This window comes from Ralstonia sp. ASV6 (assembly GCF_016429285.1).
GTDB classification, from domain to species: domain Bacteria; phylum Pseudomonadota; class Gammaproteobacteria; order Burkholderiales; family Burkholderiaceae; genus Ralstonia; species Ralstonia flaminis.
The window spans coordinates 1-13,946 of the sequence record NZ_JAELUI010000142.1 but is presented as its reverse complement, the minus strand read 5'-3'; the positions used below and the strand labels follow the sequence as shown (position 1 = coordinate 13,946).

At 64.4% G+C, this 13,946-nt stretch carries 15 protein-coding genes, 1 pseudogene and 1 riboswitch; of the genes and pseudogenes, 6 read left to right on the top strand and 10 right to left on the bottom strand.

From position 1 onward, the window contains the following. From cobT to JHD73_RS22405, 5 genes are all read right to left on the bottom strand, one after another. Positions 1-966: nicotinate-nucleotide--dimethylbenzimidazole phosphoribosyltransferase (cobT, locus tag JHD73_RS22425; RefSeq protein ID WP_199032393.1), on the bottom strand; the 966-nt coding region annotated here is incomplete at its 3' end. Between the two features lie 18 nt (positions 967-984). Continuing rightward, positions 985-1,617, bottom strand: coding sequence for a cob(I)yrinic acid a,c-diamide adenosyltransferase (gene cobO, locus JHD73_RS22420; RefSeq protein WP_199032392.1), 633 nt, complete (start codon positions 1,615-1,617; stop codon positions 985-987). Then, a complete protein-coding gene (locus tag JHD73_RS22415; RefSeq protein WP_199032391.1) occupies positions 1,607-2,443 on the bottom strand; it encodes an ABC transporter ATP-binding protein in 837 nt (278 codons plus the stop codon). Before JHD73_RS22415 ends, cobO begins: the two co-directional genes overlap by 11 nt. Beyond that, the gene (locus JHD73_RS22410) at positions 2,440-3,447 is read right to left on the bottom strand and encodes an iron ABC transporter permease (RefSeq protein WP_199032395.1); all 1,008 of its coding nucleotides are present in this window, start codon (positions 3,445-3,447) and stop codon (positions 2,440-2,442) included. Before JHD73_RS22410 ends, JHD73_RS22415 begins: the two co-directional genes overlap by 4 nt. A gap of 11 nt (positions 3,448-3,458) precedes the next feature. Then, positions 3,459-5,345, bottom strand: a complete 1,887-nt coding sequence (locus JHD73_RS22405; RefSeq protein WP_199032394.1) for a TonB-dependent siderophore receptor — start codon at positions 5,343-5,345, stop codon at positions 3,459-3,461. A 124-nt stretch (positions 5,346-5,469) separates the two neighbouring features. After that, positions 5,470-5,723, bottom strand: a riboswitch (cobalamin riboswitch). A gap of 156 nt (positions 5,724-5,879) precedes the next feature. Between JHD73_RS22405 and JHD73_RS22400 the strand changes: the two genes are divergently transcribed. From JHD73_RS22400 to JHD73_RS22385, 4 genes are all read left to right on the top strand, one after another. After that, positions 5,880-6,197 carry a hypothetical protein gene (locus tag JHD73_RS22400; protein WP_199032390.1) on the top strand — a complete coding sequence of 106 codons (318 nt, stop codon included), beginning with the start codon at positions 5,880-5,882 and terminating at the stop codon, positions 6,195-6,197. Beyond that, positions 6,194-6,511, top strand: coding sequence for a cell division protein ZapA (locus tag JHD73_RS22395; RefSeq protein ID WP_021195656.1), 318 nt, complete (start codon positions 6,194-6,196; stop codon positions 6,509-6,511). The genes JHD73_RS22400 and JHD73_RS22395 overlap by 4 nt, the downstream gene beginning before the upstream one ends. 570 nt (positions 6,512-7,081) lie before the next feature. Next, positions 7,082-7,552: an EVE domain-containing protein gene (locus tag JHD73_RS22390; protein WP_199032389.1), complete on the top strand. Its 471-nt coding sequence runs from the start codon at positions 7,082-7,084 to the stop codon at positions 7,550-7,552. A 94-nt stretch (positions 7,553-7,646) separates the two neighbouring features. Beyond that, positions 7,647-8,348 (top strand): SIMPL domain-containing protein, encoded by a 702-nt coding sequence (locus tag JHD73_RS22385; RefSeq protein WP_199032388.1) that lies wholly within the window; start codon positions 7,647-7,649, stop codon positions 8,346-8,348. Positions 8,349-8,412: 64 nt separating this feature from the next. On the opposite strand, the gene lgt is transcribed toward JHD73_RS22385, so the two are convergent. After that, positions 8,413-9,333: a prolipoprotein diacylglyceryl transferase gene (lgt, locus tag JHD73_RS22380; protein WP_199032387.1), complete on the bottom strand. Its 921-nt coding sequence runs from the start codon at positions 9,331-9,333 to the stop codon at positions 8,413-8,415. A 12-nt stretch (positions 9,334-9,345) separates the two neighbouring features. Further along, a complete protein-coding gene (locus JHD73_RS22375; RefSeq protein ID WP_199032386.1) occupies positions 9,346-10,278 on the bottom strand; it encodes a LysR family transcriptional regulator in 933 nt (310 codons plus the stop codon). A 247-nt stretch (positions 10,279-10,525) separates the two neighbouring features. On the opposite strand from JHD73_RS22375, the gene ilvD reads away from it, so the two are divergent. Continuing rightward, a complete protein-coding gene (gene ilvD, locus JHD73_RS22370; RefSeq protein ID WP_199032385.1) occupies positions 10,526-12,199 on the top strand; it encodes a dihydroxy-acid dehydratase in 1,674 nt (557 codons plus the stop codon). Positions 12,200-12,255: 56 nt separating this feature from the next. Next, positions 12,256-12,732: a DUF2938 domain-containing protein gene (locus JHD73_RS22365; protein ID WP_199032384.1), complete on the top strand. Its 477-nt coding sequence runs from the start codon at positions 12,256-12,258 to the stop codon at positions 12,730-12,732. 44 nt (positions 12,733-12,776) lie between these two features. On the opposite strand, the gene JHD73_RS22360 is transcribed toward JHD73_RS22365, so the two are convergent. The 3 genes and pseudogenes from JHD73_RS22360 to JHD73_RS22350 all read right to left on the bottom strand — a co-directional run. Then, positions 12,777-13,202 (bottom strand): DUF2486 domain-containing protein, encoded by a 426-nt coding sequence (locus JHD73_RS22360; RefSeq protein WP_199032383.1) that lies wholly within the window; start codon positions 13,200-13,202, stop codon positions 12,777-12,779. Continuing rightward, positions 13,199-13,627 carry a DNA polymerase III subunit chi gene (locus tag JHD73_RS22355; protein ID WP_199032382.1) on the bottom strand — a complete coding sequence of 143 codons (429 nt, stop codon included), beginning with the start codon at positions 13,625-13,627 and terminating at the stop codon, positions 13,199-13,201. Before JHD73_RS22355 ends, JHD73_RS22360 begins: the two co-directional genes overlap by 4 nt. Positions 13,628-13,658: 31 nt before the next feature. Further along, positions 13,659-13,946: pseudogene (locus tag JHD73_RS22350) on the bottom strand (leucyl aminopeptidase); the annotation flags it as partial.

Below are 13,946 nucleotides of genomic sequence, written 5' to 3'. Positions count from 1 at the left end.
CGCCAGCACCGCACCGCTGCCCTCACCCAGGCGCAACGACAGCGACAGCAGCGGCCGAGCATCCAGCACCTCGAGCAGCGCACGATGACCACGCTCATCCGATACGTGGCCGAACACGCAGTAGTGCAGCACATCGGGTGCCACGCGCGCTGCCACCAGCACGGCCGCTGTGGCGATGAACCCGTCGACGAGAATGACCATGCGCCGCTTGGCCGCTTCGATCACCGCCCCGGCAATCGCCGCAACCTCAAAGCCGCCAAAGCAGGCCAGCACGTCCAGGGGATCCCGCACGTCGATGTGTATAGCGAGCGCGGCCTCCAGCACGGCGCGCTTGTGGGCGAGGCCCTCGTCATCAAGGCCCGTGCCACGGCCAACGCATTGCGCCACCGGCAGGTCGCACAATCGCGCCATCAGGCACGCAGCAGACGCCGTGTTGGCAATGCCCATCTCACCGAGCGCGATCACGTTGGTGCCGAGCGATGCATGGTGCGCCACACGCTGCGCGCCAAGTGCCATGGCGCGATCGCGCTCGTCGGCGGTCATGGCAGCTTGGTGGACATGCTCGTCGGCAAAGTTGCGCGTACCGGGGCCAACAGGGGCATCAACCAGCCCCGGCGTGTCCGCCGTCCACAGCGGCGCGGCCACGCCGGCGTTGACCACTTCCAGTGCAAACCCATGCTGTCGGCTGAACACGTTGATCGCCGCACCGCCCGCGATGAAGTTCAGCACCATCTGCACCGTCACCGCTTGCGGATAAGCGCTCACGCCCGCATGGGCGACACCGTGGTCCGCGGCGAACACCACCATGGCCGGACGCGTGAGCACCGGCGCATCGGTGTTCTGGATCAGGCCGATCTGCACGGCCAGCGGCTCCAGCCGACCCAGCGCACCCAGCGGCTTGGTCTTGCTATCAACAGCGGTCTGCAGGCGGGTGCGCAGCGCCGGATCAAAAGAAGGAATCTGCATGGTTGGAGCCCACAAGGCCTACAGTTCGACACCCGGCTGCGCCTGGATGCCTTGGGAAAATGCGTGCTTGACGAGCGTCATGTCGGTCACGGTATCGGCGGCCTCAATCAACTCGGGCGGCGCACCGCGTCCGGTAATGACGACGTGCTGCGCAGCCGGCCGTGCACGCAAGTCGGCCAGCACCGTCTGCACATCAAGATAGTGGTATTTGAGCGCGATGTTCAGTTCATCCAGCAGCACCAGGCCGATAGACGGGTCGCTCAACAGTTCACGCGCGCAAGCCCAGGCAGCTTCTGCCTTTTCAATGTCACGCGTGCGATCTTGCGTCTCCCACGTGTAGCCCTCGCCCATCACGTAGAACTCGCATTGCTCGGGAAACCGGCGCAGGAAGCGCTCCTCGCCGGTCGGGATTGCGCCCTTGATGAATTGCACAACGCCAACCTGCATGTCGTGGCCCATGGCGCGGATCACCATGCCAAAGCCGGAGCTGGATTTGCCCTTGCCGTTGCCGGTGTTGACCAGCAACACACCGCGCACGTCGGTAGCGGCAGCAATCTTGGCGTCCACTACCGCCTTCTTGCGTTGCATGCGTGTGCGGTGGCGCTCGTTCAGGCCGCTGTCGTTGTCACTGCGGTTGTGTTCAGTTGTCATCGGGGTCATCAGGAATCAAGGCCGTGCGGTGGCCATCCGCCACCTCGGCTATTGGGGTGCGCAGCACGCGGGCGCAATGTTCGGGGGTAAGTACCTCGGCAGCAGGGCCTGCGTTGGTGTGGCCTTCGCCATCCATCAGGAGTACGTGCGTGGCAAAGCGGCGCGCCAGGTTCAGATCGTGCACCGTCAGCATGACCAGCCAGCCGCGTTTGCGACAGCCCTCGCGCAACAGGCTAAGCACGGCAATCTGCTGGTGCAGGTCCAGATGCGCGACGGGCTCGTCGAGCATGAGCACGCGCGCGTCCTGCGCAAACACGGCCGCCATGGCCACACGCTGGCGCTCGCCACCTGAGAGCGTGCGGACATCACGCTGCGCAAGCGGCTCCAACGCAAGTGCGGCGATGGCAGACGCCACGGCGCGCGCATCGGCATCGCCCTCCCACTCCCAACGCGCGAGGTGCGGATGGCGACCGGTCATGACGGCCTCATACACGGTCATCGGAAAGGTGTCATGCAGCGCTTGCGGCAGGAACGCGCGGCGGCGCGCCATTGCAGCGGCTGGCCAGTCCGCGAGTGATTGGCCGTCCAACATGACACTGCCGCCATCCGCATCGCGCAGACCCGCCAGCACCGATAGCCATGTCGATTTGCCTGCGCCGTTCGGGCCGACCACGCACCAGAGCTGCCCGCCGGTGGCCGTCATCGACAAGCGTTCGATCAGTACACGCCCATCAATGGCCACACGCAGATCGCGCAGCGCGAGCTCGGGCACAGCATCGACCTCGACAAACGCAGCCGGAGCGGGGGCGCGGCGCAACCAGTTCATCGCGTGCTCCGCATCAGCAGGTAGAGAAACGTCGGCACGCCCAGCAGCGTGGTGATCACACCCACCGGCAACTGCGTGGGCGCGATCAGGGTGCGGGCGATCAGGTCGGCCAGCATCAGCATGCCCCCACCGGCCATCACCGTGGCAGGCAGATGGATGCGCACGTCACGCGTCCAGGCCAGGCGCACCATGTGCGGTACCAGCAAGCCAACAAACGCGACGGAGCCCGCAATCGTCACGGCCACCGCCGTGCACAACGAAGCCACCACGTAGATCAGCGTGCGTACGCGTGCGACCGGCACACCCAGCGCGCGGGCGCGCGTCTCGCCAGTCAGCAGCACGTTCAGGTCGCGCGCATGCGGCAGCACCACGGCTACCGCCACGACGAGAGCGGCCAGCGCGCCGAGGTAACGATCGGCGCCCCCCAGGTCGCCGACCATCCAGAAGATCATGCCGCGCAGCTTGTTCTCGGGCGCGACCGTCAGAATGAGAGTAATCAGCCCGACCCAGCCGGAGGCCATCACCACGCCGCCGAGCAGCAAGCGTGCATTGGCCTCGCCAGGTTCACCACGCCACAGGTGCTGGCGCGCAAGTGCTGCTACCAAGGCCATCGAGAGCAATGCGCCAGCACCAGCACTGGCCTGCACGCCCCACCACGGCAGCGAGAACAACATGGCCGTCAACGCCGCCACCGCCCCGCCGCCGGACACCCCCAGCACATACGGATCCGCCAACGGATTGCGCAGCAGCATCTGCATGAGCGCCCCGGCAAAGGCCAGCAACCCGCCTGCAGCAAATGCAGCGCCCGCACGCGGCAGGCGCAACTCGGTGACGATGCCTGCAGCCAGATCATCGCCACCGCCAATCAAGGCCCGCCAGACTTCGACGGGCGACAGCCTCACACTGCCGAGCATCAACGACGCCACCAGCACCACCACACACGCGAGCGCCAGCAACAACCAGAGTCGCCAGGCCAAACCGCGTGCGGGCAGCGCAGATGTCATCTGAGGTTTCGTCACTTCGGCTCGTGCTGTTGCCACGACAGCGTGAAGAACACCCCTCGCGATGCCGTGTTGTACGGATAGATCAACTGGTAACTCTTGTTCGTCACGTTTTCAAGGCGCGCCGACAGTGCCAAGTCACGCGTGATCTGGTAGCGACCAACCAGGTTCAGCAGGCCATAGCCGCCAAGCGTCTTGGTCGAATCCTGCCGATCACCCGCGGCATTCCACTCCACACCGGCCGAGAACGGTCCGAACGTCTTGTAGGCCGACACGCTACCGAAGTGCCGGGCGCGGCGGGCCAGCAATTGGTTAGCCGACAGATCCTGCGGGTTCTGCATGGTAAAGCTGGCACGCAGATCCACGCCATAGATCGAACCTCGATATGACGTCTCCAGACCGTTCACGCGCGCACGGTTGACGTTGGCTGCCAGGAAGCTGCCCGACACCGGATTGAACACGCTGGTGATCAGGTTGCTGTAGTCGGTCTCGAACACCGTCATGCGCACCAGGCCGATCGCGCTGCTGTACTCCACGCCACCTTCCACCGAACGGGCCTTCTCGGGCTGCAGGTTGGGGGTACCGTAGAACGGGTAGTACAGCTCATTGAACGTCGGCGCACGGAAAGCGTTGCTCACGCTCGCCACAGCCTTCCACTGCGGGTTGAACGAGAAGCCATAGCCGGCGTAGTAGCTGTTGGCACCGCCAAAGTCCGAGTAGCGGTCGCGACGCACGTTCAACTGCAACTGGTGCGGGCCAAACTTGCCTTCGTAACCGATGTAAGCAGAATCAACGTTACGCGTCGGTACGTTATAGGCATCGCTGTCGACGCTGGTCTGCAGATGTTCCAGACCCACCTTGAGCAGCTGATCAGGCATGAAGGCCCAATCGTTCTGCCAGCTCGCCGTCTGGTTGCGCGTGTTGAAGCGCGCTGGCACCTGCAGCACGCCGTTGGTGAAGTTCAGGCTGCGGTCGTCACCTTGCGATAGCGTCAGGCGCGTCTTCCAGTCCTGCGTCACCTTGCCGTCTACGTAAGCCGACATCGAACGCACGCCGTTGTGCGCGGTGTTGATGTCGGTCGGCTTGCCAAAGGCATTGTCGTAGCTGACATCGCCCCAGGTCTGGAAGTACGTCAGGCCGGCTTGCCAGTCCGCCGAAAACCGATGCGACAGCTGCAACGACACGCTCTTGTTCGTGTACGGATTGTCGTTCGGGTTGGCCTTGGGCGCCTGCAGCGGGTTGATGGTCGAGAAGCCGCTGGTCTTGAACTCCGACACCGACACCGCGAACGACGTATCGCCGTTCTCGCCCAGCGAGCCGCTGATACCGGCCTGTGCACGCTTGGTGTTGCGCGCACCGTATTCGATCTCGGCATTGGCCAGCGGGGCATGCCCCTTGCCGCTGCGCGTGAAGATCTGCACCACGCCACCAATGGCATCGGAGCCGTACAGCGCAGACACGTTGCCGCGCACGATCTCGATATGGTCGATCTGGTCGGCCATCAGTTGCCCGATCTGCACGCTGCCGGCGGTGCCGGAACTCACGCGCACGCCATCAATCAGGATCAGCGTCTGGTTGGAACCGGCGCCGCGCATAAAGAGGCTGGCGTTGGTGCCGGGGCCGCCGTTCTGCGCGATTTCGATGCCGGCTTCGCGGCGCAGCAGCGTCACGGCGTCGGCGGCTTGCGAGCGTTCGATATCGGCACGGCTGATCACCGTGGTATGCGGCAGTGCGTCCGACAGTGACTGCTCGCTGCGCGAGGCAGTCACTACCGTCGGGTTCAGTTCGCCCACTGGCGTACTTGCCGTCTGTACGTTGCTTTGTGCCCAGGCTGGCGCAACCGCACCCGCCATGACCCCCGTCAGTGCGCTGGCAAGCGCACGCATGGCCGTCCGGGGCATCCGGAGTGGCCGCTTTGTAGTCAAGCTCATGTTGAAAAGACAAGAAGCGTCAGCCGGACCCGTTCCCCCGCGGGTCGCTGGCAGCAGGATCTCGATGCGGTTCCCTCCAGGGTTGCACATCGGCTCTGAGATCCACCGTCCTGGCCGGTATCCGGGCTGGCGACCCGGTCTGTCCGCCTTCCCATTCCCAAAGGAACAGTGGCGTATGGACAGACCGCGCGGCGCCCCCCTCTTCTTGCGAGAGATGGCGGGCACACGCGACGTTCGCTTACCGTTGCGGGGGCAGCGCAGGTTGGCGCATCGCTTTGGGGGCGGGCGCTCCCTGCTTCCCGTTTAACTGCAGTTGGTGCTGCGGGCACCAGGACGGCAGCGAGTTTACCGTCAAACACCCCTGCCCGCCCCAAAAAGACAGGCAAAGCTGTTGTGCCCCGGCCGCCGCCTGTGTATTCAGCACGATTGCGCATCCATATGGAGGACAGGCGCAATCGGCATGATGGGCTAAAATCCCCCCCACTCGATTCTGATTGACAACCGATGCTGAACGAACTCGAACACCTCGCCGACAAGATCGCGCGCGTGCTGCGTCACGCCGACGCGCTTGCCGCCGAGAACCAGCGCCTGCGCGCAGAAGTCGAACGGCTGACCGCCGAGGCCGAGGTCTCCAAGACCGAGCGCGACGCCATGGTGGCCGATCGCAGCGTGCTCAATGCCAAGATCGAAGAAGCGCAACTGCGTATCCAGTCGATTCTCGACAAGCTGCCGACGGCTACCGACGCTCGCCAGCTCGACCTCCTCGGCCAGGCTGCCGGCGATGATGCCGCCACTGCCCCGCACTCGGAGACCAAAGCATGAGCAGCAAGCAAATTGAAGTGAACATCGCCGGGCAAGCGTATAAATTTGCCGTCTCGCCCGACAACGAAGCCGCGCTGCGCGAAGCCGCTGCCATGGTCGATAACCAGATGACACGCATCAAGAACGGCTCGAGCACCAAGGGCATCGAGCGCGTTGCCGTGATGGCCGCCATCAGCATCGCGTCGGATCTGCTGTCGATGCAGCGCCAGGCTGCCTCCGATTCCGCACTGCCGATCGACACGATCCGCGCAAAACTGGCCGACCTGAACGCCCGCGCCGATGAGGCCCTGCGTCAGTACGGCGAAGTCATTTGACCTAATACAACGTGTTTGTAACCGGATCGCATCCGGGCTTGGGTTCGGATGCGATCCGGTGTATAGTGGCACCCAATGGCTCCCGGTGGTCTCCCGCAAACCCTTACAGTATAAGGCTTTAGCGACTACAGACTGACAAACTGGGTTGCTTGCGATGAATCTCTCAGACGCATCGCCATGTCGTCAAAGACATGCCGCCACAACGTGGTGATGCGCCTGACAGTTTCCCTGCCTGGTTCGCCATGGCCATTAATTCCTTGAACCGATAAGCAATTGCTTGGTGCGGGATATGCCGTGTGGGCGAGCGCGTCTTCCAGTGCACAGCGTGCGACGCAAGTCGTGGGCTCCCTGCGCCGGTGATGTACCCAAAATGCGGCTTCCGCAGCCTCTCTGAACCTCACTTGGGTTCAGGATGCGGGTCTAGCGGCCGAGGTGGGGACCCAACAAAAGGCGGTAGTGCATTGCGCGCTACCGCCTTTTTCTTTGCGCTTTCGGTAGCACACCGCCAATGGCAAGGCCACGGCGGTGTTGCTATGCTGCGCACACCGTCACTTCTGCACGCCGCGCATCATGGCCGCCCAATACTGGTTGATGAAGTCAGAGCCCGACGAGGCCAGCATCGACACACTGCACACCGAGGGCGCGCTGCCCTGGACCGGCGTGCGCAACTACCAGGCCCGCAACTTCATGCGCGACCGCATGCGCGTTGGCGATGGCGTGCTGTTCTACCACTCGTCCTGCCCTCAGCCGGGTATCGCGGGGCTAGCGGAGGTCTGCTCGACCAGCTACCCCGATCCGACACAGTTCGATGCCAAAAGCCATTACTACGACCCGGCCTCCAAGCCCGAGGCGCCGCGTTGGATGCTGGTCGACGTGAAGTTCGTGCGCAAATGCGCGCTCATTGATCTGCCCACGCTGCGTGCGCAGGAGCAACTTGCCGACATGACCGTGCTCCAGCGTGGCAATCGCCTGTCGATCACGCCGGTCACCCCCGCGCAATGGCGCTACATCACCACCAAATTGATGCGCGATTCTGAGTAAATGGCGCGCAACGGTTGGGAATTGTTACAAACGTGATGAACGATGCGCGTAGTCGCTGGTCAGACGCATCACATTGCTTTTTTGGGAGAACACAATGAAATCTGTCCTGGCCGCAACCATTCTGGGGACCGCAATGATGACGACTGCTTTCGCACAAGCCGCACCTGAGACGAATCATTCGGGCGTGCTGTCACTGGATGCACAGGCCGTGACCGAGGTACCGACCGACACCGTTACCCTGACGCTGGGCGCCGAGCAGGAAGGTGCGGACCCGGGCGCGATCTCCACGGCACTTTCGCGCAAGGCCGACGAAGTGATCGCCCAGGCCAAGCGTACGTCCGGCGTGCAGGCAGAAACCGGCGGCTTCAACATCTACCCGAACACCAATCGCGACGGCAAGATCAGCACCTGGCGCGGCCATGCCGAAGTGCGCCTCACGTCGAAGGACTTTGCGGCAGCCTCCAAGCTCGCCGGTCAACTGGCCAACCAGATGCAGGTACAGAACGTGAACTTCACGCTCTCGCGCGAAGCGCGCACGGCAGCTGAAGCCAAGCTGATCGACCAAGCTGTGAACACGTTCCGCGACAAGGCGCTGGCGACCACCAAGCTGTTCGGCTACACGAGCTACACGATCCGCGACGTGCACGTAAGCGAAGGCAGCAACAATCCGGGCCCGCGTCCGATGATGCGTATGGCAGCCGCGCCGGCTTCGTTCGATTCGGCACCGGTGCCCATCGAGGGCGGCAAGGCGCAAGTGACGGTGACCGTCTCCGGCGCCGTGCAGATGCTGAAGTAACACACCCGCCAGCCATGAAAAAAGCCACCGCAAGCGGTGGCTTTTTCTTTGCGCTGATGCGGCCTCAGGCGTGTGCCTGGGTTTTCGCGCCGTTGCCGCTGCTGCCGGCGCGGCCATTACGCCGATACGCCCACGCCAGCATCGCAATCCCTGCCAGGACCATCGGCAGCGACAGCCATTGCCCCATCGACAGGTTCGCCGCCAGCAGGCCGAGGAAGTTGTCCGGCTCGCGCGCAAATTCGGCGAGGAAGCGGAACACGCCATAGCCCAGCAGGAAGGCGCCCGACACCGCGCCCATCGGCCGCGGCTTGCGCGAATACAGCCACAGCAGGATGAAGAACAGCACACCTTCGCCGAGGAACTGGTAGATCTGCGATGGGTGGCGCGGCAACATGTGGTACTGGTCGAACACGGCCTGCACCCCGCTGGTGACCGCCTGCTGCGCGTGCGAGAGCAGCCACTCGCGGTCTTCGCCCTGCGCCTGCGGGAACATCATCGCCCACGGCAGATTGGGCGAGGCCACGCGGCCCCACAACTCGCCGTTGATGAAGTTGCCCAAGCGCCCCGCGGCCAACCCGCACGGCACCATCGGCGCGATGAAATCGGTCACCTGCATCCACGAGCGGCCGCGCATGCGGGCGTACACCATCATCGCCACGACCACGCCGAGGAAGCCGCCGTGGAAGGCCATGCCACCCTCCCACACCTTGAAGATGTCGAGCGGGTGGGCGAAGTACCAGTCGGCCTTGTAGAACAGCACATAGCCCAGACGCCCGCCCAGAATCACGCCCAGCACGCCATAGAACAGCATGTCGTCGAGATCTCGGCCGCTCCAACCCTCCGCGGCGATGTGCGGCTGGCGCGTGCGCAGCCGGCCGAACCACAGGAACATGATGAACGCCGCCAGATACATCAGGCCGTACCAGCGGATGGCGAGCGGCCCCAGATGCAGGGCGACGGGATCGAATTGCGGATGGATGAGCATGAATCCTGGGGTTCAGGTTGAGTTGTCTTTGTGCAGTTTGGCGACGGCCTCGGCGCTGGCCACGAACCACGGCAGCACCGGCGAGGCCGCATCGCGCCGCCACACCAGCCCCGTTTCGATGAGCGGGCTCGGCGCGGCGAGTTGGAGATAGACCACGCCGGTCCGCTGCAGGTTGCATAGCGATGCGGGCACCAGCGCGACGCCCATCTCTGCGGAGACGAGGCTGACGATGGTCTGCATCTGGATGGCTTCCTGGCCGATTCGCGTGGCGGCCTCCCCACCGCCGTGCGCGGCATGATATCCGGTAATGATGTCATACAGCGCAGGCGCGGACCGTCGCGGAAAAATGATGAGCGGCTCGGCCGCCGCATCGGCCAGCGCAAAAAGCTGGCCGGGCGCGACACCCCACTTTTCCGCACGCGATGTGGGCACCGCCAGCACCAAGCGCTCCCGCACCAGCGGTCGATACTCCAGTTCACCGGGGACAGAACCCGCGTGATGCGCAATCACCACGCCCGCATCCACCTCGTCGGCCAGCAGCGCTTCGATCTGCACATCGCTGGTGGCTTCACGCAACTGAAACTGCACATCTGGGCGTGCGTCGCGGAAGTGCCGCAGCACGGCCGGCAGGATGCCGTAGTCGGCGGTGCTGACGAAGGACAGCGACAGCGAGCCCACCTCCCCACGTGCGAGCCGCTGCGCCAGCGCTGGGAGTGCTCCCGCCTCGGCCAGCACGCGTCGCACCTCGACCAGCCAGCGTGCCCCCACCGGCGTGAGCGCTACCGAACGCTGCGTGCGGTGGAACAGCGTGACGCCCAGTTCCTCCTCCAGCGCACGGATCTGCTGCGACAGCGGCGGCTGCGTCATCGACAGACGCTCGGCAGCGCGGCCGAAATGCAATTCCTCGGCAACGGTCACGAAATAGCGGAGTTGGCGCAAGTCCATATCGGCAATTGATAGTTTTTTCGACTCAATAACCGCTTAATAATATATTTGACGCGCCTTTTGTCCAAGCGCATGCTGGGCGCCACGCTGTTTCTCGGGAGTACCGAAAACCGTAGCGAGCAGCCCGAGGTTGGCCCGAGAAGCGCAGCCGTACATGGGTACGGCGAGCATCGCAGTGCCAAGATCGGGCTGCGCAGTAGGTTTGCGGTGCTCCCGGACGACATTCCCGCCCCCACGGAGACCTCCCATGCCAGACAACAAGCGTTCCCAGCACATCACCCAGGGCGTGGCGCGCTCGCCCAACCGCTCGATGTACTACGCGCTGGGCTACACCAAAGACGACTTCAACAACCCGATGATCGGCGTGGCGAATGGCCACTCGACCATCACGCCGTGCAACTCGGGCCTGCAGAAGCTGGCCGATGCGGCGGTCGCTGCCGTGAAGGAAGCCAAAGCCAACCCGCAGATTTTCGGCACACCCACCATCTCCGACGGGATGTCGATGGGCACCGAGGGCATGAAGTTCTCGCTGATCTCGCGCGAAGTCATTGCCGACTGCATCGAGACCTGCGTCAACGGGCAGTGGATGGACGGCGTGGTCGTCATCGGTGGCTGCGATAAGAACATGCCGGGCGGCATGATCGCCCTGGCGCGTACCAACGTGCCGGGCATCTACGTGTACGGCGGCACCATCAAGCCGGGCCACTGGAAGGGCAAGGACCTGACCATCGTGTCGTCGTTCGAGGCCGTGGGCGAATTCACCGCCGGCCGCATGAGCGAGGAAGACTTCGAAGGCGTGGAGAAGAACGCCTGCCCGACGTCGGGTTCGTGCGGCGGCATGTACACGGCCAACACGATGAGCTCGTCGTTCGAGGCGCTGGGCATGTCGCTGCTGTATTCATCGACCATGGCCAACCCGGACCAGGAAAAAGTCGACAGCGCGGCCGAATCTGCGCGTGTCCTGGTCGAAGCCGTACGCCGCGACCTCAAGCCACGCGACATCATCACGCGCAAATCCATCGAAAACGCCGTGGCCGTCATCATGGCCACCGGCGGCTCGACCAACGCGGTGCTGCACTACCTGGCGATTGCCCATGCGGCGGAAGTGGAATGGACCATCGACGATTTCGAGCGCGTGCGCCAACGCGTGCCCGTCATCTGCAACCTCAAGCCATCGGGTCAGTACGTGGCGACCGACCTGCACGCCGCTGGCGGCATCCCGCAGGTGATGAAGCTCTTGCTGAACGCCGGCCTGCTGCATGGTGACTGCATCACCATCACCGGCAAGACGCTCGCCGAAGAACTCGCCAACGTGCCCGACCAACCGCGTGCGGACCAGAACGTGATCCTGCCGATCGACAAGGCGCTCTACAAGGAAGGCCATCTCGCCATCCTGAAGGGCAATCTGGCTGAAGAAGGCGCCGTCGCAAAAATCACCGGCCTGAAGAACCCGGTCATTACAGGCCCGGCCCGCGTGTTCGACGACGAGCAGAGCGCAATGAGCGCCATCCTGGGGGACCAGATCAAGGCGGGCGACATCCTCGTGTTGCGCTATCTGGGGCCCAAGGGCGGCCCAGGTATGCCGGAAATGCTGGCACCGACGTCCGCCATCATCGGCAAGGGCCTGGGCGAGTCCGTGGGCTTTATCACCGACGGGCGTTTCTCGGGTGGCACGTGGGGCATGGTAGTCGGCCACGTCGCACCGGAAGCGTATGTGGGCGGCACGATTGGTCTGGTGCACGAGGGTGATTCGATCACCATTGACGCGCACCAGCGCCTGCTGCAATTGAACGTGCCCGACGACGAACTCGCCCGCCGACGCGCCGCGTGGAAGCAGCCGGCACCACGCTATACGCGTGGCGTACTGGCGAAGTTTGCGAAGCTGGCGGCACCCGCCAGCAAGGGTGCCGTAACGGACTGATCCGGCAACAGCCGTCCCCAGCCTGCACACGGGGACGGCGCCTCCCTCCCGACATCATGTGGAACGCGACGAGTACCGCCGTGCTGATCGGCGTCGGGGCAACCGCCCTGATGGATAGTTGGATTTACACACTGCACCGCGTATTCAGGCAGCCGATGACGAACTGGGCGCTCGTCGGACGCTGGTTCTGGCACCTGCGCACCGGCAAGGTCTTCCACGACGACATTGCCCACGCCAAGCCTTACGCGCATGAACTGGCTTTCGGCTGGTTCTGTCACTACGCCATTGGCATCGCCTACGCCGTCATCCTGGTGCTGATTGCACCCGGTTGGCTAGTCACGCCAGCGTTGTTGCCCACTTGGATATTTGGCATGGTGACGATCCTGCCGGGCTGGTTTTTGCTGCATCCGGGCATGGGGTCCGGCTGGGCGGTCTCCAAGCGCGCCAACGCCACGCAGATCCGCTGTCTGAGCATCGTAAGCCACAGCGTCTTTGCAGTCGGCCTGTATGGCGTGGCACAGCTCACCCATTGAGGGCCGCGCCAGCGCGCCCGCATGCAGAAGGCGGCGGCGTTGGCTTAGCGCTGCGGCGGCTTGCGCTGGGCGGCCAGCGCGTCGTCAAGTGCGGCGCCCAGCCAGTCCATCAGGCGAGCTTCCAGCGTGCGGGTCAGGTCGGCTGCCAGTTGTTCGGTCAGCAGCGACAGGCGCGATTCCAGTGCAGCGCGGCATTGCGCTTCAATGAGCGCCGGCCATTCGGACTGGAAGCGCCACATCACCTCACCCATCACCCGCGCGGCGTCGGTGCCGGCCGGCGGCATGGCGGACACAGGCGCCAGGCCCTGCTCGCGCAAGACAGGCGGCACGGCTGGGGCAGCAGGGGCAGCAACTGGAGACGGCGTAGCCGCCGGAGCAGCCACCTGCTCAGCATCCTCCAGCTCGACGATCTCCGTCAGAACGGGGATGTTGTTGTCCGCGGGGGACCCAGCGTTGTGGCCGTCGGTCATGCGCGCCCCACGTCGTGGTGTTGGATCGGATAACCGCGGTCGCGGTAGAAGCGGAAGCGGTCGCGCGCGGCGGCGCGGTCGGCATCGTCATCGCCAACGATCTCGATCAGCCGGGCAAAGCGTGCAAACAGCGGCGGCGGCTCATGCGACAAGTTGACGAGGATGTCGTGATGCGGCGCGTCGTCCAGCGGCTCGGCGGCATCGGCCAGCAGGATGGGCGTCTGCGCGGCCAGCGGGTGCCGCAGGCCGCAGTGCGGTAGGAAATCAAGCTGGCTGAAGGTCCACAACTGCGTGTCGAACGCTTGCAGTGCAGCCTGATCTCCGACCACGATCACCTTCTGGCCCGCGCCATATGCCTTGCGCACGAGCCGGCAGGCATACGCCAGCTTGCCGGGCACGTTGCTGTGGAAATCGACGCGGGTCATACGGCTCCTCGGCTGACTTGGCTCGCTCGGCTCAACCGCGGTCCATCAGGAAGCGCGTCAGCAGCGGCACCGGGCGGCCCGTGGCGCCCTTGGCCGCGCCGCTCTTCCAGGCGGTGCCGGCAATGTCCAGGTGGGCCCAGTCGTACTTCTCGGTGAAGCGCGCCAGGAAACAGGCGGCCGTCACGCTGCCGGCCGGGCGGCCACCGATGTTGCCCATGTCGGCAAAGTTGGACTTGAGCTGCTCCTGGTATTCCTCATCCAGCGGCATGCGCCAGGCGGTGTCGAGCGACTGCTTGCCCGCCGCGATCAGCGAATCCGC

Coding starts and splice junctions, on each gene's coding strand:
- JHD73_RS22360 (WP_199032383.1), bottom strand. CDS start 13,202: ATGACCGACGGCCACAACGCTGGGTCCCCCGCGGACAACAACATCCCC.
- JHD73_RS22395 (WP_021195656.1), top strand. CDS start 6,194: ATGAGCAGCAAGCAAATTGAAGTGAACATCGCCGGGCAAGCGTATAAA.
- JHD73_RS22365 (WP_199032384.1), top strand. CDS start 12,256: ATGTGGAACGCGACGAGTACCGCCGTGCTGATCGGCGTCGGGGCAACC.
- JHD73_RS22410 (WP_199032395.1), bottom strand. CDS start 3,447: ATGACATCTGCGCTGCCCGCACGCGGTTTGGCCTGGCGACTCTGGTTG.
- JHD73_RS22375 (WP_199032386.1), bottom strand. CDS start 10,278: ATGGACTTGCGCCAACTCCGCTATTTCGTGACCGTTGCCGAGGAATTG.
- JHD73_RS22415 (WP_199032391.1), bottom strand. CDS start 2,443: ATGAACTGGTTGCGCCGCGCCCCCGCTCCGGCTGCGTTTGTCGAGGTC.
- JHD73_RS22355 (WP_199032382.1), bottom strand. CDS start 13,627: ATGACCCGCGTCGATTTCCACAGCAACGTGCCCGGCAAGCTGGCGTAT.
- cobO (WP_199032392.1), bottom strand. CDS start 1,617: ATGACAACTGAACACAACCGCAGTGACAACGACAGCGGCCTGAACGAG.
- JHD73_RS22385 (WP_199032388.1), top strand. CDS start 7,647: ATGAAATCTGTCCTGGCCGCAACCATTCTGGGGACCGCAATGATGACG.
- JHD73_RS22400 (WP_199032390.1), top strand. CDS start 5,880: ATGCTGAACGAACTCGAACACCTCGCCGACAAGATCGCGCGCGTGCTG.
- JHD73_RS22405 (WP_199032394.1), bottom strand. CDS start 5,345: ATGCCCCGGACGGCCATGCGTGCGCTTGCCAGCGCACTGACGGGGGTC.
- JHD73_RS22390 (WP_199032389.1), top strand. CDS start 7,082: ATGGCCGCCCAATACTGGTTGATGAAGTCAGAGCCCGACGAGGCCAGC.
- lgt (WP_199032387.1), bottom strand. CDS start 9,333: ATGCTCATCCATCCGCAATTCGATCCCGTCGCCCTGCATCTGGGGCCG.
- ilvD (WP_199032385.1), top strand. CDS start 10,526: ATGCCAGACAACAAGCGTTCCCAGCACATCACCCAGGGCGTGGCGCGC.